Annotated in this window: 20 protein-coding genes and 7 tRNA genes; 8 read left to right on the top strand and 19 right to left on the bottom strand. The window is 45.4% G+C overall.

Annotation, left to right across the window (positions count from 1 at the left end; genetic code table 11):
- Positions 1-4 precede the first annotated feature (4 nt).
- The 3 genes from uxaC to dapA form a co-directional block, all read right to left on the bottom strand.
- Complete coding sequence (uxaC, locus tag KUA46_RS04220) at positions 5-1,408, bottom strand: glucuronate isomerase (RefSeq protein WP_117586887.1); 1,404 nt, start codon at positions 1,406-1,408, stop codon at positions 5-7.
- 136 nt (positions 1,409-1,544) lie between these two features.
- Positions 1,545-2,432 (bottom strand): AraC family transcriptional regulator, encoded by an 888-nt coding sequence (locus tag KUA46_RS04215; RefSeq protein ID WP_218487756.1) that lies wholly within the window; start codon positions 2,430-2,432, stop codon positions 1,545-1,547.
- A 31-nt stretch (positions 2,433-2,463) separates the two neighbouring features.
- A complete protein-coding gene (gene dapA / locus KUA46_RS04210; protein ID WP_022121062.1) occupies positions 2,464-3,351 on the bottom strand; it encodes a 4-hydroxy-tetrahydrodipicolinate synthase in 888 nt (295 codons plus the stop codon).
- Positions 3,352-3,574: 223 nt separating this feature from the next.
- On the opposite strand from dapA, the gene truA reads away from it, so the two are divergent.
- Together truA and KUA46_RS04200 are read left to right on the top strand one after the other, a co-directional pair.
- Positions 3,575-4,318, top strand: a complete 744-nt coding sequence (gene truA / locus KUA46_RS04205) for a tRNA pseudouridine(38-40) synthase TruA (protein ID WP_218487755.1) — start codon at positions 3,575-3,577, stop codon at positions 4,316-4,318.
- Positions 4,319-4,385: 67 nt separating this feature from the next.
- The gene (locus KUA46_RS04200) at positions 4,386-5,303 is read left to right on the top strand and encodes an EamA family transporter (protein WP_218487754.1); all 918 of its coding nucleotides are present in this window, start codon (positions 4,386-4,388) and stop codon (positions 5,301-5,303) included.
- 57 nt (positions 5,304-5,360) lie between these two features.
- Here the strand turns inward: KUA46_RS04200 and KUA46_RS04195 are convergent, their stop codons facing one another.
- The 11 genes from KUA46_RS04195 to KUA46_RS04145 all read right to left on the bottom strand — a co-directional run bounded on the left by KUA46_RS04195 (position 5,361) and on the right by KUA46_RS04145 (position 14,123).
- The gene (locus KUA46_RS04195; RefSeq protein ID WP_218487753.1) at positions 5,361-7,388 is read right to left on the bottom strand and encodes a M13 family metallopeptidase; all 2,028 of its coding nucleotides are present in this window, start codon (positions 7,386-7,388) and stop codon (positions 5,361-5,363) included.
- Positions 7,388-8,824 (bottom strand): sodium:solute symporter, encoded by a 1,437-nt coding sequence (locus KUA46_RS04190; protein ID WP_218487752.1) that lies wholly within the window; start codon positions 8,822-8,824, stop codon positions 7,388-7,390. Before KUA46_RS04190 ends, KUA46_RS04195 begins: the two co-directional genes overlap by 1 nt.
- Positions 8,825-8,882: 58 nt before the next feature.
- A tRNA-Asp gene (locus KUA46_RS04185) sits at positions 8,883-8,956 on the bottom strand.
- Positions 8,957-8,997: 41 nt separating this feature from the next.
- A tRNA-Asp gene (locus tag KUA46_RS04180) sits at positions 8,998-9,071 on the bottom strand.
- A 35-nt stretch (positions 9,072-9,106) separates the two neighbouring features.
- A tRNA-Asp gene (locus tag KUA46_RS04175) sits at positions 9,107-9,180 on the bottom strand.
- Positions 9,181-9,279: 99 nt separating this feature from the next.
- Positions 9,280-9,789 carry a GNAT family N-acetyltransferase gene (locus KUA46_RS04170; protein ID WP_153085512.1) on the bottom strand — a complete coding sequence of 170 codons (510 nt, stop codon included), beginning with the start codon at positions 9,787-9,789 and terminating at the stop codon, positions 9,280-9,282.
- A 58-nt stretch (positions 9,790-9,847) separates the two neighbouring features.
- Positions 9,848-10,960, bottom strand: coding sequence for a glycosyltransferase family 2 protein (locus tag KUA46_RS04165; protein ID WP_218487751.1), 1,113 nt, complete (start codon positions 10,958-10,960; stop codon positions 9,848-9,850).
- A 30-nt stretch (positions 10,961-10,990) separates the two neighbouring features.
- Positions 10,991-11,425 carry a hypothetical protein gene (locus tag KUA46_RS04160; protein ID WP_144155377.1) on the bottom strand — a complete coding sequence of 145 codons (435 nt, stop codon included), beginning with the start codon at positions 11,423-11,425 and terminating at the stop codon, positions 10,991-10,993.
- A gap of 14 nt (positions 11,426-11,439) precedes the next feature.
- The gene (gene recR, locus KUA46_RS04155; RefSeq protein WP_006846762.1) at positions 11,440-12,051 is read right to left on the bottom strand and encodes a recombination mediator RecR; all 612 of its coding nucleotides are present in this window, start codon (positions 12,049-12,051) and stop codon (positions 11,440-11,442) included.
- Positions 12,052-12,060: 9 nt separating this feature from the next.
- The gene (locus KUA46_RS04150; RefSeq protein ID WP_218487750.1) at positions 12,061-12,552 is read right to left on the bottom strand and encodes a porin family protein; all 492 of its coding nucleotides are present in this window, start codon (positions 12,550-12,552) and stop codon (positions 12,061-12,063) included.
- A 38-nt stretch (positions 12,553-12,590) separates the two neighbouring features.
- The gene (locus tag KUA46_RS04145) at positions 12,591-14,123 is read right to left on the bottom strand and encodes a carbon starvation CstA family protein (RefSeq protein ID WP_117693140.1); all 1,533 of its coding nucleotides are present in this window, start codon (positions 14,121-14,123) and stop codon (positions 12,591-12,593) included.
- Between the two features lie 135 nt (positions 14,124-14,258).
- On the opposite strand from KUA46_RS04145, the gene KUA46_RS04140 reads away from it, so the two are divergent.
- From KUA46_RS04140 to KUA46_RS04120, 5 genes are all read left to right on the top strand, one after another.
- On the top strand, positions 14,259-15,959 hold the full coding sequence (locus tag KUA46_RS04140; protein ID WP_218487749.1) for a glycoside hydrolase family 10 protein: 1,701 nt from the start codon (positions 14,259-14,261) through the stop codon (positions 15,957-15,959).
- A 93-nt stretch (positions 15,960-16,052) separates the two neighbouring features.
- Positions 16,053-16,125, top strand: a tRNA-Lys gene (locus KUA46_RS04135).
- A 15-nt stretch (positions 16,126-16,140) separates the two neighbouring features.
- Positions 16,141-16,214: transfer RNA gene (locus tag KUA46_RS04130), tRNA-Arg, on the top strand.
- Positions 16,215-16,250: 36 nt separating this feature from the next.
- Positions 16,251-16,327, top strand: a tRNA-Arg gene (locus KUA46_RS04125).
- A gap of 10 nt (positions 16,328-16,337) precedes the next feature.
- Positions 16,338-16,410, top strand: a tRNA-Lys gene (locus tag KUA46_RS04120).
- 211 nt (positions 16,411-16,621) lie between these two features.
- Here KUA46_RS04120 and KUA46_RS04115 read toward each other — a convergent pair.
- Positions 16,622-16,771, bottom strand: a complete 150-nt coding sequence (locus KUA46_RS04115) for a hypothetical protein (RefSeq protein WP_022120708.1) — start codon at positions 16,769-16,771, stop codon at positions 16,622-16,624.
- Positions 16,772-16,819: 48 nt separating this feature from the next.
- Positions 16,820-17,767 carry an RluA family pseudouridine synthase gene (locus KUA46_RS04110; protein ID WP_022120709.1) on the bottom strand — a complete coding sequence of 316 codons (948 nt, stop codon included), beginning with the start codon at positions 17,765-17,767 and terminating at the stop codon, positions 16,820-16,822.
- Positions 17,768-18,584: 817 nt separating this feature from the next.
- On the opposite strand from KUA46_RS04110, the gene KUA46_RS04105 reads away from it, so the two are divergent.
- Complete coding sequence (locus KUA46_RS04105; protein WP_218487748.1) at positions 18,585-19,754, top strand: tyrosine-type recombinase/integrase; 1,170 nt, start codon at positions 18,585-18,587, stop codon at positions 19,752-19,754.
- Positions 19,755-19,917: 163 nt separating this feature from the next.
- On the opposite strand, the gene KUA46_RS04100 is transcribed toward KUA46_RS04105, so the two are convergent.
- Genes KUA46_RS04100 through KUA46_RS04090 form a run of 3 tightly spaced genes read right to left on the bottom strand, consistent with a single transcriptional unit; the run spans position 19,918 to position 22,068 of the window.
- On the bottom strand, positions 19,918-20,397 hold the full coding sequence (locus KUA46_RS04100) for a hypothetical protein (protein WP_218487747.1): 480 nt from the start codon (positions 20,395-20,397) through the stop codon (positions 19,918-19,920).
- 3 nt (positions 20,398-20,400) lie between these two features.
- A complete protein-coding gene (locus KUA46_RS04095) occupies positions 20,401-21,516 on the bottom strand; it encodes a hypothetical protein (RefSeq protein ID WP_218487746.1) in 1,116 nt (371 codons plus the stop codon).
- Positions 21,517-21,522: 6 nt separating this feature from the next.
- Complete coding sequence (locus KUA46_RS04090) at positions 21,523-22,068, bottom strand: hypothetical protein (RefSeq protein WP_153079820.1); 546 nt, start codon at positions 22,066-22,068, stop codon at positions 21,523-21,525.
- Between the last annotated feature and the right edge of the window lie 20 nt (positions 22,069-22,088).

Raw genomic sequence — 22,088 nt, 5'->3', positions numbered from 1 at the left:
TGGATTAATAGAACTTGAAGTAGTTGCGAGCATTGTTGTAAGAGATATCCTCTACCATACGAGAGAGGCTCTCCATGTCGTTAGGAAGCAAGCCCTTCTCTACATCATTGCCGAGGAGGTTGCAGAGCAAACGACGGAAGTACTCGTGACGTGGGTAGCTGAGGAATGAACGTGAGTCGGTCAACATACCTACGAAACGGCTCAGGAGACCCAATACAGAGAGTGCATTCATCTGGCGGGTCATACCATCGAGCTGATCGTTGAACCACCAGCCAGAACCAAACTGGATCTTACCTGGGCAAGAACCATCCTGGAAGTTACCGAGCATGGTAGCGATTACCTCGTTGGCACATGGGTTCAATGTATAGAGGATAGTACGTGTAAGCTTACCCTCCATGTTGAGCTCATTGAGGAAGCTGCTCATAGCCTTGGCTGTAGTGAACTCACCGATAGAATCGAAACCGGTATCAGCACCGAGCTTGTTGTACATCAGTGTATTGTTGTCGCGGATAGCACCATAGTGGTACTGCTGTGTCCAGTCGGCAGCGTGATCCATCTCAGCGCAAACCTTGAGGAATGCATGCTTGTACTGACGGATTTCGAGAGCAGAAAGCTGCTGGCCACGCATAGCCTTGGCAAAGATAGTCTCAATCTGAGAATCTGTGTATGGCTCATCGTAGAACTCCTCGATACCGTGGTCGCTCAACTTACAGCCGTTCTCAGTAAAGAAGTCGTGACGCTTCTGCAAAGCATCAACCATATCCTGGAATGTAACGAGGTTAACACCTGCTACCTCACCGAGCTTGTTCATATAGTCAGCGAAATCTGGCTTCTCGATGTTCATAGCCTTGTCAGGACGCCAAGCAGGAATCATCTTGATTTCGAAACCGCTCTCACGTGTCTGCTTGTGGTAACGCAGGTCATCGATTGGGTCGTCTGTTGTACAAACACACTCTACATTATAATGACGCATCAAGCCACGAGCGCTGAACTCAGGCAACTGCAACTTCTCGTTACACTCATCGTAGATTTCACGGGCAGTCTTAGGACTGAGCTGCTTATCGATACCGAAAGCAGTCTTGAGCTCCAGATGAGTCCAATGATAGAGAGGGTTACGGAAAGTATAAGGCACTGTTTCAGCCCACTTCTCGAACTTCTCCCAGTCGCTAGTATCAGTACCTGTGCAGAAGCGCTCATCTACACCGTTGGTACGCATAGCACGCCACTTGTAGTGGTCACCGCCGAGCCAAAGTTCTGTAATACTCTTAAACTTGTGATCATTGGCTACCATCTCAGGGATGAGGTGGCAGTGATAATCGATAATTGGCATTTTAGCCGCATGATTGTGGAAAAGATCCTGTGCAGTCTTCGTGTCGAGCAGGAAGTTTTCATCCATAAATTGCTTCATAATTCGTTATCGTAGTTTTTAAATGTTTATTTATACATTTCAAATTGTAGCGCAAAGATACAACAAATATCGGAAAAAAGAATCGTTTAAGCGAAATATTTTTGATAATTTCACTTAAACGATTACGTAGGCTGTATTATACAATGATTCTTGTCTTATGATAGCTTTCACGGAACTCGCTTGGCGAGCATCCTTTCTTTTTCTTGAAGATGCGGTTGAAGTTGCTGAGATTGTTGAATCCGCAATCAAAACCTATCTCGCTGATACTCTTGGCGGTATCTACCAGCATGCGGGCAGCATAACCCAGCCGCAGGTCGATGATATACTCAGAGATATTTCTGCCGGTATGAAGCTTGAAGAAACGGCTGAACGCACTGCTGCTCATGCCTGCCAGCGAGGCAAGCTCCGGCAGACGGAGTTCATCCATATAGTTCTTGGAGATGAAATTCTTCACCTTCAGGATGCGCCGGCTATCGTCTTCTACCGTTACCTTGGCATAACTGCTGGAAGCCAGGGTGCGGGCATTTTCGCAGCGTGACAGTTCGTAGAGAATGGTCAGGAACTGCTGTACGGCATAGAAACCGTCTTTTACGGAACTTAAAGTATCGAGCAATCCGTATACCTTCATGATTGCCTGCATCGGGAATGAAAGTCCCTTCTTCGCTTCCTGCATCATACGGGTAATGCTGGCGTAGGGATTTCTTCCGAAGAGCGTTTCATCACTCATGGAGAAATCAAACTGGACGGTAATCTCACGGATGTCATCGCTGTGGCATTCGTTCTGCTCCCATACATGCTCCAGATCGGGCGATGTGATGAGACAGAGATCATAATCGCCTATCACCTCCTGCGAATCTCCAACGATTCTTCTTACTCCCTTTGCATTCTCAACAAAGTTCAACTCGTACACCGAATGGTTATGGATAGGATAAGTAAACTCCTTCTTGTGTCGGTCTGCAATATAGAGCACATCCTTACCCATCAGCGGTGTTATCTCGTGTATGATTCTTCTATCTTCTGCCATGGTACTAAATGATTAATAACTAATCAATATTTTAGATATTCAAAGTCTTCAGAATGTCGCTCATCTTCTGCTTGGTTGCGATACGGGTAGGAACCAGAGGCAGACGGAGCTCGTTCTCGATGAAGCCCATATCATTGAGGAGCGCCTTTACGCCAGCAGGGTTACCGTCAACGAAGAGCAGACTGTAGAGCTCGGTGAAAGAATGATGAATCTTACGGGCTGGTTCATATTCGCCACGGAACTCGAGACGGATCATGCGGCTGAAAGCCTTAGGCAGGGCATTGCCGATAACAGAGATAACGCCGGCAGCACCACTGGCAATCATTGAGAAGGTAAGCGCATCATCGCCGCTGATAACATCAAAATTATCAGGCTTGTTCTTGATAATCTCATCTACCTGTTCCAGACTGCCACTAGCCTCCTTCACGGCTACCACATTAGGGAAGTCGCGGGCGATACGGCAGGTTGTTTCAGGCTTCATATTGACACCGGTTCTGCCAGGAACATTGTAGAGCACGATAGGCAGCGGACTAACCTGGGCGATGGCCTTGAAGTGCTGATAGAGACCTTCCTGAGAAGGTTTGTTGTAGTAAGGACAGATACTGAGGATGCCATCGATGCCACTCCAGTCGGTGTTCTTGATTTCTTCAACGACAGCAGCAGTATTATTACCGCCACAATATTTCAATATCTTGATGCGACCCTTGTTCACGTCTTTCACCAATTCTGTGATTTTATCTTTCTCTTCCTGTGTAAGACATGGAGCCTCACCAGTTGTGGCAAGGATGCAAAGGAAGTCTGCACCATTGTCAATTTGAAACTCTACCAATCGCTTGAGCGACTGATAATCAACCGAGCCATCGGTGTTGAAAGGAGTAATAAGGGCAACACCTAAACCCTTGAATATGTTCTGTGCCATAATCTATAATATCAAAAACGTTGGCAAAAGTACACAATTATTGTCAATTTGCAAAATAAAATTGAACTTTTCTTTCAAGATTGTACCATTTTTGAAAAAAATCTGTATTATTATACCATATTTCACGTTTTTTTAGTAACTTTGCACCCGAATTAAGCAAAGAACGTAGAACAAATCAAAGCTCAAAGTTCATAGCAAAAAACAATAAAGTTCAAAGATTATCATGAGATATTTCATATTCTTCGGTTACGACGGCACCAACTACCACGGCTGGCAGATTCAGCCCAATGCCAATTCGGTGCAGCAGGAGTTGCAGCGCGCCCTCTCCATACTTCTGAGAAAGGAAATGGAGGTGGTGGGAGCAGGAAGGACCGATACCGGCGTACATGCACGACACATGGCAGCCCACTTCGATACCGACAGGATTCCGATGGAACCCGACCAGCTGGTATACCGCCTGAACCGCATCCTGCCCCGCGACATCGCCGTATACGAAGTAAGGGAGGTAGCCCCAGAGATGCATGCCCGTTTCTCTGCCATCTCGCGCACATACCATTATTATATACATACGCAGAAAAATCCGTTTGAGCGCCATTATTCACTGCAGATGAACTATCCCCTGAATTTCGAGAAGATGAACGAGGCGGCTCAGCATTTTCTGCATCACGAAGACTATGCGGCATTCTGCAAGGCGGGTGGCGACAACAAGACTACCATCTGCCACGTAACAGCCGCCCGATGGATACAGACCTCTCCTACCACCTGGTATTTTGAGATTACCGCCAACCGTTTCCTGAGAAACATGGTGAGAGCCGTAGTGGGAACGCTCATCGATGTAGGCAGAGAAAAGATTACGATGGAACAGTTTCTCGATATCCTGCACAACGGAAGCCGCAGCGATGCAGGCGAAAGCATGCCGGGTAACGCATTGTTCCTGGAAGAGGTGGGGTATGATTTCAAAGATTAAATGATTAGAAACACAAGGGCGCGAGCCTCATTCAACATTCAACATTCAACATTTAACATTCATAAAAATGTGGTTAGTATTAGCATTTCTCTCAGCAGCGCTGCTGGGATTTTATGATGCCTTCAAGAAGAAGGCGCTTTCAGGTAACGCAGTGATTCCCGTGCTCTTTCTGAACACGCTCTTCTCATCGCTCATCTTCCTGCCGTTCATCGTGATGAGCTATACAGGAAATTCGCTGGATGGAACGATGTTTCATGTAGCAGAAGGCGGATGGGAAGTTCACAAGTACATCGTGCTCAAGAGTTTCATCGTATTGAGCAGCTGGATTTTCGGTTATTTCGGCATGAAACACCTGCCGCTCACCATCGTGGGACCTATCAACGCCACCCGACCGGTAATGACACTCGTGGGTGCCCTGCTGGTTTATGGCGAGGTACTGAATCTGTATCAGTGGGTTGGTGTCATACTTGCCATCATCTCCTTCGCCATGCTTTCGCGCAGCGGCAAGAAAGAGGGTATCGACTTCAAACACAACAAATGGATTTACTTCATCGTGCTGGCTGCCGTGCTCGGTGCAATAAGCGGTCTCTACGACAAGTATCTGATGGCTCCACCAGAGAATGGTGGTGTAGGATTAGACAGAATGATTGTGCAGAGCTGGTACAACATCTACCAGTGTTTCCTGATGGGAGCCATGCTGCTGATGATATGGTGGCCTACCAAGAAGAATTCTACCCCATTCCACTGGCACTGGAGTATCATCTTCATCAGCATCTTCCTTTCGGCAGCCGACTTCGTTTATTTCTACGCTCTGAGTCTGCCTGGCGCCATGATCAGTATCGTGAGCATGATTCGCCGCGGTTCGGTCATCGTCAGCTTCCTCTTCGGTGCAGCCATCTTCCATGAGAAGAATCTCAAGGCGAAGTTCGTAGATCTCCTCCTCGTTCTGCTCGGAATGCTCTTCCTTTATTTCGGAACGAAGTAATGATTAGATAAAAAAAAGTCTTGCAAGCATATAGCCTGCAAGACTTTTTTTATGTTTTTACCAGATATGTGCACGCTTGTTCTTAGGAACAAAGAGCTTGTCGCCCTTTTTGATGTTGAATGCCTTATACCATGAATCCACCATCGGGAGGGCACCGTTCACACGAGCCTCGTTTGGAGAGTGAACATCCACGGTCATCAGATACTGCAGGTACTCAGGACGGGCATTGCCTGCCCATACACGTGCCCATGCCAGGAAGAAGCGCTGTTCTGGAGTAAATTCATCCTTCACACCCAACTTCTCTGTCTTCATCACATTCTGAAGTGCACGGAAAGCGATGTTCAAACCACCATTGTCACCGATATTCTCACCCAGGGTCATCTGGCCGTTTACCTTCTTGCCAGCCAACTCAATCTGGTTGAAATGGTCAACCAGGATCTTGGTGCGAGACTCGAAGTTCTTCTTGTCAGCAGCAGTCCACCAGTTGTGCTGGTTACCAGTCTTGTCAAACTGGCTGCCCTGATCGTCAAAGCCATGACTCATCTCATGACCGATTACAGCACCGATACCACCATAGTTCATCGCATCATCGGCTGTTGGGTCGAAGAATGGAGGCTGGAGAATAGCTGCAGGGAAGCAGATCTCGTTGGTAGTTGGGTTATAATAAGCATTGATAGTCTGAGGAGTCATTCCCCACTCTGTCTTATCTACCGGCTTGTTCACCTTGCGGGCGATTTCATCCTTGGTAAAGAACTCAGAGATATTTGCCATATTCTCGTAGAGAGAAAGGCTATCATCTACCTGCAATCCGCTATAGTCCTTCCACTTGTCAGGATAGCCGATCTTGATGATGAAGTTCTCCAGCTTATCCTTAGCCTGTGCCTTGGTAGCAGCACTCATCCATGTAGCCTCGTCGATGCGCTGTGAAAGCGCAGTCTGGAGATTGTGAACCAGTTCGAGCATACGTTTCTTGCTGCTCTCCGGGAAGTACTTCTCTACGTAAATCTTTCCGATAGCCTCGCCCAACACACCGCTCACGGTACTTACGGCACGCTTCCAGCGAGGACGGTCCTGCTGAACACCGCTCATTACCTTGCTCAACTCAAAGGATACGGCACGGAAATCATCACTCAATACGCTGGTTGCACCAGAAATCACCTTGATCTCTGCGTATGTTTTCAGATCATCCAGAGAGGTCTCTGCGAGAATCTTCTCAACCTCGTGGATTGGTTCAGGCTGACCCACGCAAATTTCCTTGAAAGCAGGGAAACCGGATGCCAGGAACACATTGCCCCAGTCGATGCCAGGATAATCGAGCACGAGCTGGTTGTAGGTCATCTTGTGATAGTTCTTGTCGATGTCGCGGAGCTGTACCTGGCTATAGCTTGCCTTAGCGATGCGGGTCTCAATAGCCATCACAGCCTCCATCTTCTTCTGGGCGGTAGCCTCGTCGTTGCCTACCATCTGGAAGAGCTTCTTCATATAAGCCTTGTATGCATCACGAATCTTCTTGGTCTGCTCGTCATCGTTTACATAATAATCGCGTACACCAAGACCAAGACCACTCTGGTCTACCTCAACGAGGTTGTTGGCGGCATCACGAAGGTCGGCGCCCACACCGATGCCATACATCATGGTACCCTCGCCACGGAAATCGAGCTGAGCGGTAACGAGCTGATACTCTCTGCGGTCCTTGATGGCTGCAACGCGGTCGAGAGTTGGCTTGATAGGTGCCCAGCCCTCCTTGTTCAGGCGAACGCTGTCCATACGGAGGTTGTAGAGCGAACCGATCTTCTGTCCGAGTGACCCCTTCTGCTGTGGCTTGGAAGCATATTCAAGGATGATGTCCTGAATGCGCTTCTGGTTCTGCTCAAAGAGGTCGGTGAAAGCACCATTGTCGGTATGCTCGGCATCGAGTGGATGATTCTTCATCCAGTTGCCTGCGGCATAGCGATAGAAATCATTACCCGGCTTGATGGTCAAGTCCATGTTGGTCTTGTCAATACCGGAGCCCAACTTCTCCTGCTGGGCAAAAGCAGTTGTTGCACTGAGCAACAATGCTGCGAATAATACTTTTGTTCTCATTATTGTTTGTATTTAACTGTTTCTTTTTTTATAAGGGCGAGACCTGCAAATGTCAGAGCGCCATTCAGCATCAGAAGCTCATAGCCGAACTTATAGCCCACATACTGCGAGGTAAGGGTATCGATGGCGAAGCAGATGAGCGGACTGGCGATGCAGACCCATGGCGACCAGCGGTCGTTTACCTGACGCTTGGTGAGCAGACTGAAGGCAAACAAACCCAACAGCGGACCGTAAGTATAAGAGCAGAGGATGTAGATGGCATCTATCACGCTCGTAGAATTAATCGCCTTGAAAGCAATGATGAAGAGCATGAAGACGAAAGCCACCAGCAGATGCATACGCTTGCGGAGCTTCATATCCTCTTTCCTGCCCAATATATCCACACAGAGACTCGTAGTAATGGCGGTCAATGCTGAATCGGCACTGGAGAAACTTGCCGCCACAATGCCAATGGTAAACAAGACCACCACCAGGTTTCCCATCGCCCCCGAAGCCGCAAAAATCGGCAACAGATCATCCGGAGCCTGCGGCAGCGCTACGCCCTGTTTCTGAGCCAGCATCACCAGCAACACACCCAGACTCAGGAAAAGCAGATTGGCAGGCACAAAGGCAAAACCATAGCTGCAAACATCCTTCTGGGCCTCACGGAGCGACTTGCAGGTAAGATTCTTCTGCATCATGTCCTGATCAAGACCAGTCATCACAATCACTACAAAGACACCGCTGAGGAACTGTTTCCAGAAATTCTGTTTCGACATCCAGTCATCAAAGACAAAAATACGGGAATGACTGTCGTGAGCTATCGCAGTGATTGCTTCGGAAGGAGTCATGCCCAACGCCGACATCACCTGACAGATAATGAGGATGAGCGCAGCAAACATACAGAGCGTCTGAAAGGTATCCGTCCACACCAGCGTCTTGATGCCACCCTTGCGCGTATAAAGCCAGATAAGCAGTACCATGACAGGAACCGTGACCCAGAACGGAACACCAATCCCATCGAGCACGAAACGCTGCAAGAGGATACAGACGACAAAGAAACGGACCGCCGCACCCGTCATCTTGGACAAGAGGAAGAACGAAGCTCCAGTCTTATACGAACGTTCCCCCAACCGCTGCTGCAGATAACCGTAAATCGTAGTGAGATTATACCGGTAATAGATAGGAAGCAAAAGAAAGGCAACCAGGAAATAACCCAGGATGAAACCGATGCACATCTGAAGGTAGGTCATATCCGTTCTCATCACCATGCCCGGCACACTGACAAAAGTGATGCCCGAAATAGACGCACCCACCATACCGAAAGCAACCATATACCAAGGCGAACGGCGGTTGGCACGATAGAAAGTTTCATTACTTGCCATTTTACGGGCAGTAAGATGACTGAAGAGCAGCAGCACACAGAAGTATGCCAGAACTGTGATAACGATAGCCATATTCTCTTAGATTTAAATAAAAACAAAAAACCTCCGAGATCACTCTCGAAGGTTTCTGCGGTGCGTACGAGACTCGAACTCGTGACCTCCTGCGTGACAGGCAGGCATTCTAACCAACTGAACTAACGCACCATTATTATTATGGAGGAGTCGAAATGTTCAAATGAAATTAGCGGTGCGTACGAGACTCGAACTCGTGACCTCCTGCGTGACAGGCAGGCATTCTAACCAACTGAACTAACGCACCAAACTATTTTGGCAAACCTGCAAGATGATTTTGAGCGGTGCGTACGAGACTCGAACTCGTGACCTCCTGCGTGACAGGCAGGCATTCTAACCAACTGAACTAACGCACCAATCATGAAATCAAATTGAATGGCTTAGCGCTCATTTTTCATTTGCGAGTGCAAAGGTACTACTTTTTTTTGGTTCTACCAAATTTTTATGCAACTTTTTTACAGAAAATATTGAAAAAACATCGCATCCTCATATCCAACTGGGCTACAAAGCCATTGTTTCAGGACATTATTCCCCTCAAATCCAACAGATTGCAGCATTTTAGCCGCTTTTTGGTTTCTGATACCTACAATAGCATAAATCTGCTGAAGATGAAGTACATTCCGAGCATATTGCAACAAGCGTGACACAGAAGCCTTCGCGTAACCCTGCCCCTGAAACTCCTTTTTGATGACAATTCCGAGTTCGGCACGGTGATGACGGGGATCAAAATCTGTAAGATCCAGGATACCCACCTGCTCATTCTGCTCATTCTCTACTATCAGGCGCACCTGATTATCTACATAAATATCTGCCGAAGCACTGGTTATATAGTCGAGCAGCACCCGGCGCGAATATGGAACATTGGAAACACCCAGTTCCCAAAGCCGATCATCATTCTCTATCTGGTAGAGAAAATCAAGATCTTCCAACTCTAAAGCACGTAATCGAATATTCGGTTCTTTCATAAACTACACTTATTAATAATGTACGCGCGTACCTTATAATATAGAAATAAATCTATCCTTATAAATAACCAAATTCATCCTTATCCATCACCTCCCTATCCGTAATCACCTTACCGATGTCCTTCGTATAGGTAGCCAGTTTGATATTCTCGTCAGACCGCTGCGCAAGCTGATGCAGCATCTCTTCATAGCTCATCTCGTCAGCATCAAACAATACCTGGTTTGACAGGTCGACATGAGAAGGAGAAAAGAATCCCAGACTCTTTCTGATTCTCGCAGTCATCATCTGCGTAAAAGCTACAGAGGCACGGGCATAGATGGCAAATTTGATAGGAATACTCAAGAGATGCGACATGCCCGAATAATGTTTACGGAAGAAGATAAGCATCGCCTCGTAAAACACATGAACATAGCGGAAGCTCGACTTCTGAGTGCTTTCACCTTTGTAATGCAGGATATCTACAGGCAGATAATAGTTCTGATAACCACCCTTCAAGATACGGTAAGAAAGATCAATATCCTCGCCATACATGAAGAAATCCTCATCCAGCAACCCCACCTTCTGCAAGGCTTCACGACGAATCATACAGAAAGCACCGCTCACAACCTCTATCTTTGCCGGCTTATCCCATGGAAGATAACCCATGTAATAATGACCGAAACTGCGATGCTGAGGAAAACGGCTGCACAAGCCCATCATCTTATAGAAAGCCACCATCGGAGAAGGCAATCCTCTCCTACTCTCAGGAGCTGGTTTGCCATTGGCTCCCAACATCCTTACACCCAGAGCACCGGCATCAGGATGAGAACGCATAAAACTGACAGCATCCTTGAGAACATGCTCACCGATAATAGTATCCGGATTCAGCAAAAGAACCAGATCACTCTCGCTCTTGCGGATAGCAAGATTGTTGGCACGGGCAAATCCGTTATTATGCGTACAGGCTACAACATGGAGATTAGGATATCGGGAAACCGGGAAACACTGTTCGAGATATTCCACCGTTCCATCCTGAGAATGATTATCAACCACGATAATCTCTGCCGTATCGCCACTTGCATCACCCTGCTGCCCACACTCCAACACGCCGATAGCTTTCTCTACCGAACGCAGACACTGGGCAAGATAGTACTTCACATTATAGCTTACTATGACAACACTGAGTTTCATATCGAATAGCAAATATTAGATACTGAGAGTTTAACCTTCCGCCTCTGTTGTTTCGTCCTCACATCTTCCGACAGAAGGATAAACAAAGAAGAGACAGAGAAAAAGGATGATAGCCATATATCCGAAAGCAGGCGCCATCGTCTGATAATACATAAACGTATTGATCAGCATTGGCAAGCAGAGCATATTCAGACGGGCAGTGCCCAGAGGAAGAAGTGCATCTCCCTTACGGGTTACCAACTGACGGTGAATAGCCTTGAAACTGAAGAGTTTGAGCGCCAAAGGAATAACGGCAATGGTAAGAAACTCCATCGCTACGGTTATCACATAGACCAACGTAACATCCCCTGCCAGATTAGTAGGTTCCAGAATCTCTGTCTCATAGAGCAAGACCAGCAGGAATCCTACCAACAGGACAAAGAGGAAATTGGTCATCAATATTCGTTGTACTTGTTTGATTTTCATTTTGTTGTCTTTTGTTATTGTCCAAATGGAGTTCTGTTCAGAATACTCCGTCCGAGGGTAACCTCATCTGTATACTCCAATTCATCACCCACCGAGATACCACGGGCGATAACAGAGAGTTTAACAGGATAATCAGCAAGTTTACGGGAGATATAGAAGTTGGTAGTATCACCCTCCATCGTACTGCTGAGAGCAAAAATCACCTCCTTCACCCCACCTTCAGCCACACGCTGAACCAGCGATTCTATCTCTATATCCGAAGGACCGATACCATCCATCGGCGAAATGATGCCGCCCAAGACATGATAAAGTCCGTGAAACTGCTGCGTGTTTTCTATCGCCAGTACATCCTGCACATTCTCGACAACACAGATGGTAGAAGCATCGCGCCGGGAATCAGAACAGATCGGACAGACATCAGTATCGCTGATATTATGACAAACTCTGCAATATTTCACTTCACGCCGCATCCTGGAAATGGTATCAGCAAAGAGTTCCACATCCTCACTCTTACGCTTGAGCATAAAAAGTACAAGGCGCAAAGCTGTTTTGCGCCCTATACCTGGCAATTTAGAAAACTCCGCCACTGCCTTTTCCAACAAAGTCGAAGAAAACTGTTGTTGCATCTTAGCAGTTTAGAGATAAATACCAATACCCAGTTTCAAACCTACGGTAGAATAATCTACATGCTTCTTGAAACTCTGATCGTAGTAGATAGCTGGCTCAATGGTAACCGACTTGCCGAGGAAGAAAGCATAACCTACCTCTACCCCTGGCATGAAATCATTATAACCTCCGGAATGAGCCAACTTTACGCCGCCACCCAGATACAGACCATTCTGCTCGATATAATAACGTGCCTGGGCACCGACAGAGAAATAATCCTTCACGCCTTCAAGACCAGAATGATTATATTCTACCTGCCCCAACAGCATCCAATCGTCTTCTACGAAGTATCCAGCCTTAGCCTGAATACCGAGATTGAGGTCCTGAGAGCCATTATAACTCAAGTTTAAGCCCGTCATCGACGCACCTATATACTGTTTTCCACTTTCAAACTGAGCATGGGCAGTTGTCGAAACGACAAGTGCCAATGCTGCAATAGCTAATTTTTTCATTCGTATCATATAAATTTACGTATATTGATTAATACTTATATATAAATCTATTGTTTCTTCTGATAACTGCGATACCAACCCAGGAACCATACCAAGGCAATCACCAGAATGATGACACTGCCCGTATAAGCCAGGCTCTCACCCAAAGCCAAAGCTGTTGGCGAAATGAGCAGGAAGGTTGAGCATATCACGGTCATAAACAAGGCAGGAACCAGCGTCATCACAAAAGGCTTCTTCTGCTGTACCAGATAAACCGTCAATGTCCAGAGAGTGAACACAGAAAGCGTCTGGTTAGCCCAGCCGAAATACTGCCAGATGATATTGAAACCATCAGGATTCTCCATCTGCCAAACCAGAATGCCCACCGTAAGAGCAAACAACGGAACGCAGATATAAAGACGCTTGCGCATTGAGCGCTGCTCCAAACCGATAAACTCGGCGATAATCAGACGGGCACTTCTCAAAGCCGTATCGCCACTGGTAATAGGCGCTGCAACAACACCCAGCAGAGCCAGGATTCCACCAGCCACACCCAACCAGCTGGAACATACTATCTTCACAACGGTAGGCGCATCGAAGTTCTGGATAAGCGACTTGCCGCCATCAAACTGAGCGATAAACTGCTGAGCCACCTCAGGACTTACGCATTCACGCCATCCACCATAGTAGAAGAAATACATGGAAACCGTAGCCCATATCAAGGCAACAACACCTTCTGTAATCATGGCTCCATAGAAAATAGGGCGACCCATCTTCTCATTCTTCATGCATCGGGCCATGAGCGGACTCTGCGTAGCATGGAAACCACTGATGGCACCACAGGCTATCGTGATAAAGAGGCAAGGGAAAATCGGACTCTTCTGTACAAAAGACTCCGTTCCCAACCAAGCCGGATTCTCATTGAGATTGCAACTCTGCAAATTGCTCCAGAGTTCAGGCAATGAAGGCCACTTCACAAAGAGACCTATCATCAGAGCACCCGCCATAAAGAGAAGCGAGAAAGCAAAGAGCGGATAAACCTTACCGATAATCTTATCGATAGGCAGTAATGTAGCAATGACGTAATAAACGAAAATCACGACAATCCAAAACATCTGGCTGCCCCAGAATGCATCCGTATTACAAATGCCACTCATAATGATAGCCGGACTGTATACAAACACAGCTCCCACCATCATCAGCAAAAGTACCGAAAAGACCAACATCACTTTCTTGGTGCGTCCACCCAAATACTTACCTACCAATTCCGGCAAACCAGCTCCACCGTTACGGATACTGAGCATACCGCTCATGTAATCATGCATGGCTCCTGCAAAGATACACCCGAAGATAATCCACAGATAAGCCACCGGTCCGTACCAGGCACCCATAATGGCACCGAAGATAGGACCCGTTCCTGCAATGTTGAGGAACTGAATCATGAAGATTTTCCAACTAGGCAGTACCATAAAGTCGACCCCATCGGCTTTGGTCACTGCAGGCGTAGGGCGGTCATCAGGACCGAACACATGCGCCACAAACTTTCCATAAAGAAGGTAACCCAATACAAGGGCGACCAAACTAATAACGAAACTGACCATTTTTCTTTTATTGCTTAAAATTTTCTCTCTTTTCGGTGCAAAATGCACTTTATTTTAATATTTCAACCGCAAAAGTAATATTTTTATTTGAAATAAAAAAAAATATTGGTATCTTTGTTGCCAAATTGTAAGATTATGAAGAGATTTAAGATATTTTTTATCGTTTTATGCTCTGTTTTGGCTGCAAAAGCCCAGAGTATCGTGTTCAATAACCAGGTGCCGAAACATGAAGTAAGAGCTGTATGGCTGACAACCATAGGAGGTATCGACTGGCCACACTCTTATGCCCAGTCTTCTTATTCTGCCGAAAAGCAGAAAAAGGAACTGACGGATATACTGGACCGGTTACATCAGGCTAAAATCAATACCGTACTGATACAGACCCGCGTAAGAGGTACCATGATGTATCCGTCGGCATACGAACCTTGGGATGGATGCCTGTCAGGATTTCCGGGCAGAAGTCCGGGCTATGATGCCCTGCAGTTTGCCATCGACGAATGCCATAAGCGCGGTATGGAACTGCATGCCTGGGTGGTAACCATCCCTATAGGAAAATGGAACGCACTCGGCTGCAAAACCCTCCGACAGAAGATGCCGAAACTCATCAAGAAGATTGGAGCAGACGGATACATGGATCCGGAAAACAGTCGGACAGGTGATTATCTGGCAAACATCTGCAGGGAAATTACACATAAATATAATGTTGACGGTATTCACCTCGACTACATCCGTTACCCTGAAACCTGGAACATCAAAGTGAGCCGGGAACAGGGACGCCGGTATATCACCAACATCGTAAGAAAGATTCACGATGCAGTGAAGGCTGAAAAACCTTGGGTAAAAATGAGCTGCTCACCTGTAGGAAAGTATGATGACCTGAGCAGATACCGGAGCTTTGGCTGGAATGCATACACGAAGGTCTGCCAGGATGCACAGGGCTGGCTCAAGAGCGGTCTGATGGACGAGCTCTTCCCTATGATGTATTTCAAGAACGAACACTTCTATCCGTTTGCCATCGACTGGCAGGAACAGAGCCATGGCAAGATTGTGGTTCCAGGACTGGGCATCTACTTTCTCGATCCGAAAGAAGGAAAGTGGAACATCAATGACGTGACGGCAGAAATGTATCATATCCGAAACCTCGGAATGGGATATGCATTCTTCAGAAACAAGTTCCTCCTGGACAACAAACAGGGTATTCTCGACTTTACCCAACGTTTCAATCCATACCCATCATTGGTTCCGCCGATGACTTGGGCAAGCAAGAACCAACCAGAACAGCCACAACAATTATCGGTAATCACCACCGATAACAAGGTATCAGTTTCCTGGAGCAATCCTTCAAACTATACAGATGGCACTAAAATCGCAACCCCTTATATATATAATAATGTATACGCGAGCAAGAAATATCCGGTTGACATCACCGATGCACGCAACCTGGTTGCCGCACGAATCATAGGAAATTCGTTCAAAATAGAAAATCCTGATGCAAAACATCTGTTTGTTGCCGTAACTTCAATGGACGGATATGGCATCGAAAGCCAGCCAACCCAAGAAAAAGAGGAAGAGAATCCACTTTTTGCCAAAAACACAGGAGCTGCGAAATTACTCGAATGTGACGGAAAGAAGGTATATCTAGCAGAAACCACCAAAAATCTCGTTTTTGACGTTCTGATGGTCGAGACCCTGCAAGGATGCGATATTCTGTACCTCCATGCAAAAGATAACACGCTAGATGTTAGAAACTTAAAGGAGGGTACCTACCGCGTGGTAAGCATCAACAAGAAGGGGTACAAGCATACGTTAGGAACCTTCAAGATGAAGAAAAATTGATTTTTTTCGAAAAAAGTTGCGAAAAAATTTGGTGGAATCAAAAAATAGTAGTACCTTTGCACTCGCAATTCAGAAATGAGGCTTTTAAATGTTGCACCCTTAGCTCAGTTGGTAGAGCAACTGACTCTTAATCAGTGGGTCTAGGGTTCGAATCCCTAAGGGTGTACAAAAGATAAGAATTGGCTCCGTAGCTCAACTGAATAGAGCACTTGACTACGGATCAAGAGGTTCAAGGTTTGAATCCTTGCGGAGTCACTATCCTATCAAAGCTTCACTGAAACAAACGGTTTTGGCTCCGTAGCTCAACTGAATAGAGCACTTGACTACGGATCAAGAGGTTCAAGGTTTGAATCCTTGCGGAGTCACCAACAAATAGTTGCACCCTTAGCTCAGTTGGTAGAGCAACTGACTCTTAATCAGTGGGTCTAGGGTTCGAATCCCTAAGGGTGTACAAAAAAGAGCATTTCTTAACAGAAATGCTCTTTTTTGTTTTATATTTCTCCCTACCATTTAATATTACCTTTAAATATCACTTTATATCTCTTTAAATACCACTATAAAAAAGTTGCAGCCATCCAAAGTTTACACCCAGACAACTGCAACCAATTTACCAATCAAAAATATCTAAAATCTTATCCCGTCATCATCATACAACTCTACTATCAACAGAAGAGCCAGTAAAGAACTGCCAGCACGGCTATCATAACAACAGCTACCATTGCTTTAATCATGCAGGTAGCCACCTTCTTTAAGACAAACAGTCCTACAACAAGGACTACCAATACCAGCGCATAATATCCAAAATCATTCATATCACATTATTATATAGTATAAACTACCAATCTGTATTCATCACCCTATTAACGATCATTCTTTAACGCCCTGCGGAATTCAGCCGGTATCGGAGTTTCAAATTCCATAGGCTGATGCGTTACGGGATGATAGAAACACAGCACATAGGCATGCAGGCACAAGCGCTGGCATGGATCATCACCATTACCATACTTGATGTCACCACACACCGGATGCCCCATATCGGCCGTATGAACACGAATCTGATTCTTACGGCCCGTTTCGAGTTTGAACTCCACCAGAGAATGAGCCGTTGTACGCTCTAATGTATGGAAATGGGTAACAGCATACTTACCGCCATTATCCGTATCACTACTGTAAGTAATGTAGGCCTTGTTATCTTTCAGCCAGTTGGCAACGGTACCTTCATCTTCTTCCATCTCTCCGGAAACCAGAGCCACATATCTACGGTCGTACACATTATGATGCCAATCATCCTCCAAAGCCAGTTCCGTCTGCTTATCCTTGGCATAAATCATCAAACCTGATGTATCACGGTCCAGGCGGTGTACTACATGCGCCTGGCAGTTCTGGCGAGTCTTATGAAAATAGTCATCAAGTACCGTTTTCACATTCAAAGTAGAATGACCGGCTGCCATACTCAAGATACCAATGTTTTTCTCGACAACAATCAGATATCTGTCTTCATAAACAATCTTAAGGTATCTGCTTTTAAATACCTCCTGGTTCTTCTTTGTCTTGCTCACACTCACCTTCATACCCGGCTTCAGGGCATAATCAAACTGGGTAATGGTTTTGCCATTTACCTTGATTCCTCTACCCTGCAGAGTCTGCTTCACCTTAGTCTTGCTAGGTCCCTTCACATTCTCCATCAGCCATTCCAGCAACGGAGCAGGCTTTTCTACCTTATAATGCTCATATTCATTTGGGTTTCCGTAGCCATAAGCATTATTGGTATGCTTATTAAAATTTCCTTTTCTATTTTGTTGTCTCATATTGTTATCGATATCATTTTCTTAACATGAAAAACACAGAATCAATGCTGCATTTTCTCCGTTTCAGCCTACAAAAGTAAGACTTTTCTGCAAAATAACAAAAAGCCACCATGTTTTTAACTAAAAATTAGTAACTTTTGCCAATAAATCATTGTGTTTCAAATATTTTTTTGTAATTTTGCAGCAGAATAACAGAAATTGCAATGACGCAAAGAGAAGATAAAGAAAGAAACAAAACTGCCCGAGAATGTCTCGGAAAGTTTTTCTACGACCTTGCCAAGACATGTTTCTTGGTCATGGTTGCAGGTAATGCCGTCACGATATATGCTGATGGCGAATTAAAAATCTTCAATATTACCAGTATAATTATTGGTTTATTCCTTACTTGGCTTTTTTGCATATATTGCTAATAAGGTATTAATTAAAAAGTAGAATCATGGGAGAAGGTTTAACAATTATATTTTCCATTATATTGGTACCTGCACTGGGGTTTGCCATTTGGCTTCGTACTCCGCAGGGTGAGCGTTTCTTGAAAAGTCTAGACTAACAACTCGATTCTTTCAAGGCATTAATAGTAGTAATAAAAAAACAAAAATAAAAGTACAGAATAATAAAAAGGAATGATTACAGTACAAAATTGGGCATCCTAACTATGTAAGTCTCTGTGTATCAGCAATAGTAGTAAAATAACAATCCTTTTATTTTACATAAAAATGCCACAAAAAGGTAATTTAAGGTAATCTGAGGTTACTTTTTGCAAGTAATATGCAAGTGTGGCTTGCATGTAGATTGAAGGATTACAAAAGAAATCATCGCTATGAAGGTATATGTAGAGTCAAAGACAAACAAGGTATTTTTCTCAGTAACCCACATGACAAAGAGGTTCTATGTCTATACCGGGTTGCAGACAACCGAGAAGTTCACCGGCATGATGTTTCCGAAGTCTGATAAGTCAGCAAAAGCGAAGACGAGAAGACTTGCTGAGCTGTATGCCAAGTGTGAGAGCTATGCCCTTGACCATCATGACGAGTCGCCGGATATGATGAAGGAACATCTGAAGGAGATCTGTACGGGAGCAAAGAAAGAAGACAAGTCTCCGTTCCTCAGTTTCATGAAGGCATTCGCTGAGACAAGAGATAGGCCGAATACCAGGAGAAGCTACGATAGGACATACCGATGCGTAGAGGCATACGACGGTAAGTGCAGTTTCAACACCATAACCAAGGACTGGCTTGAAGGGTTCATCAGGCATGAGATGGATAAGGGAAGGAAGGCCAATGGTATCTCGAACGACATCACACACATCAAGGCAGTATTCAAGAAGGCCATCGATGATGGTAAGACGCAGAACTTTCCGTTCCACTATATCAAGCTCAAAAAGGAGGAAACCAGGAAGCGCTGTCTGTCACTGGAGCAGATGAGAGAACTTAGGGATGCCAAATTACACGGCAAGCAGGCTCTGTACCGCGATTTCTTCATGTTGGGGTTCTACCTCATAGGTATCAATGTTTCGGACCTCCTGACACTAAAGAAGGAGGATTTCCACAATGGTAGGATAAGCTACTACCGAAACAAGACAGGTAGATTGTACGACATCAAGGTTGAGCCAGAGGCTATGGAGATAATAAGCAGATACCGCAGCAGAAAGCCGCAGTACCTGCTCAGGTTCTTCGAAGACGCAGGAACTTTCGACGTGGACCACTTCACGAACAACATGAACCGTACGCTGAGAAGGATTGGCCCGAAGGATCCTAAGGATATGAGAAAGTCATCACCTCACCCTATCGACAGCAAGATTTCTTCGTACTACAACAGGCATAGCTGGGCGACGTTTGCGTCAGAGATAGGTATTTCACTCGAAACAATCGGTCGAGCACTGGGACACTCCGTATGGGAGAAGACGGTTACAGCCATCTATGTCAAATACGACAACAAGGCAGTTGACGAGGCGAACCGAAAAGTCATCGACTATCTGAATAAACAGTAAAGAAAAACCCGGCGTCGACATAGGGTAAGTGTCAGACGCCGGGAAAGAGAGTAGCAGCGAAATAGTGCTCTGCCTTAATTCACATACAGCATTCAGATACAAATATACAAAAAAACTGAGATACGCAAGAAATTACTTGTTGTTCATGCTTTTATTGTATTCGTCATTTTTTTCGTTGGATACATTTTTCGAAATCGACTATATTTCGTTGGATACATTTTTCGATATCGGCCATATTTTCCTCGCGAATCCTCATATGTTCCAATAGGCCACTTGTAGTAAGCTTTCTCTTACAGTAGAGAACCTTAGCCTCCGCTAAGCGGCATTTTTCTCTCCATAAATTCCTGTACAGGCATACTAAACTAGCATATCTTGAATATTGATGCAGCTGTAAGAGATTATCATTTGCATTCTTCTCTGCCTCCTTCAGCTTCTCCTTTGTCTCTATCAGCTCTATTTGAAGCTTCTCCTTGCAGCGGAGGATGTAGCAGCATACGGTAGCAAGGAGAGTTATGAAGAAGCAATCAGCAAACATGTTCCAGATTCCAAGAAAGGCTTCCACAATACAGAAGCATAGCCCGATGACAATGCACACGACAAAGATGTCGATGCGGTCGAAAATCATTTTTAATCTTTCTTTCATACGCTACAAATCGTTTTTATAATCGTTAGAAATAATCCAGGAGCTCATTACAATATTGAATATCAGCAGGAGAACAATGATAGCCCAGTACTGCCCGTCGGTAAGCTCTATGGTAAGATAATCAAAATCCTCTAAGTTCTTTCTGTGCCATTCCTTTTCTACAATCGGACCGATATACTCGGCGTACTTTTCGAGATTTACAGGATTGCTCATAAACCAGTCTCTACTCTTAACGCCTACGACCGGGCTATCACACCATGAAAATGCGTTGCACCACTTGACATTCTTGTTTTTGTCAATACCGACGCACACGACAAGTTCATTCTTGTTGCCGCCCTGCCAGTATGAGCGCTGCTTTTCAACGATTTCTTCCGGCTTGTTCGTAAAGAACAGGACGAACACCCTAAACTGCTTCCGCTCGCCATAGTATCCGTTCAGCCATCTCATCGCCTTCTCCTGATTCTTCGGGATCTTCAGTCCAAGCACAGGGTCCTGGTCATAAAGAACGATATCCGGATACTCGAACAGTCCAAGCTTTCGTGCCTGCTGATAATCAATATCCTCAAACTTGAAAATAGAACGTGAGGCTTTCACTTTATTCTTATAATCGTGCTCAGAAGATAATGTGTACGAGTTTTCAATGGAACCATCCCACGCCCATTCCTGAGCATCGCCATCCTTAGTGTAGTAATCCCTGTGCATATCAATGAACACGCTTTTGGTTCCGAGAATCTTTCTGACTACATTAAACTCGTTGTCGGTCATGAAGTATTCTTCCTTGTTCCTAGCATCAAAATAAGTCCAACGTTCAGGGTGATTGTCTACGTACGAACAATCGTATGTTTCCGTACGTTGATTCTTTCCGCTTCCAACGGTCCTTGTACACGTGCGGTGTATGTACTCATTCCAGGCATCGTAATGACGGATTCTTGTAACGTAGCTTCCGAGATACTCCGTGTCAGCAGCATTTGACTGTTTGAACACGAACTCCATGAGGATACCTATGAGGATGGAAGGAACAATGAGTACTGCGTATTCCCACCAGGTGGTCTGCTTCCTGAAGAAAATCAACAGGAAAGCAGCAACCACGAATGGGATTAGGAATATGAATATTTCCATAAGCTGTTATTTCTTGAACAGGTCTACGTCGTTATCCTCTCCAAGCTGCATGATCATCTTTGTCTTGGATGAGGAGATAACCTTGTATTCGATAGGTTTGGTGTCAGATATGAACCACTTCGCCGGATATGTCTTCACGAGCGTCTCGTGCTCACGGATGATATCGAGCATTCTCTCCTGTGATGTCTGAAACTCGGAGCGCTGAATCTCTATGGACTGCATGAGGTCCTTGTAGAGCGAAACGTCGAAGTTAGGATTACTTTCCTTGATCCACTTCATAAGAGAGCCGTCTCCCTTTGAGTATCTGCCCTCGATAAGTTTCGGATAGATGGACTCGAATGCGGACTTGTACTCATCCGTAACCTGTGCCTTCTGCTGAAGAACCTTCCACATCTTGTCGTGAACACCCTCAATCTTGCCACGCTGAGCCTCTGACTGCTGGCGAAGTGAGATTTCCTGGTTGTTGTAATGGAAATAACAACCGATAACTGAACCTGCGGCGAGTACTACTATTGCGAGTACTGATGCCAAAATAATGTTTTTTACACTCATAATGTTTAAAAATTAAAAAA

This window comes from Segatella copri (genome assembly GCF_019249765.2).
Lineage (GTDB): Bacteria > Bacteroidota > Bacteroidia > Bacteroidales > Bacteroidaceae > Prevotella > Prevotella copri_K.
This window is presented reverse-complemented; position numbering and strand designations above follow the sequence as displayed.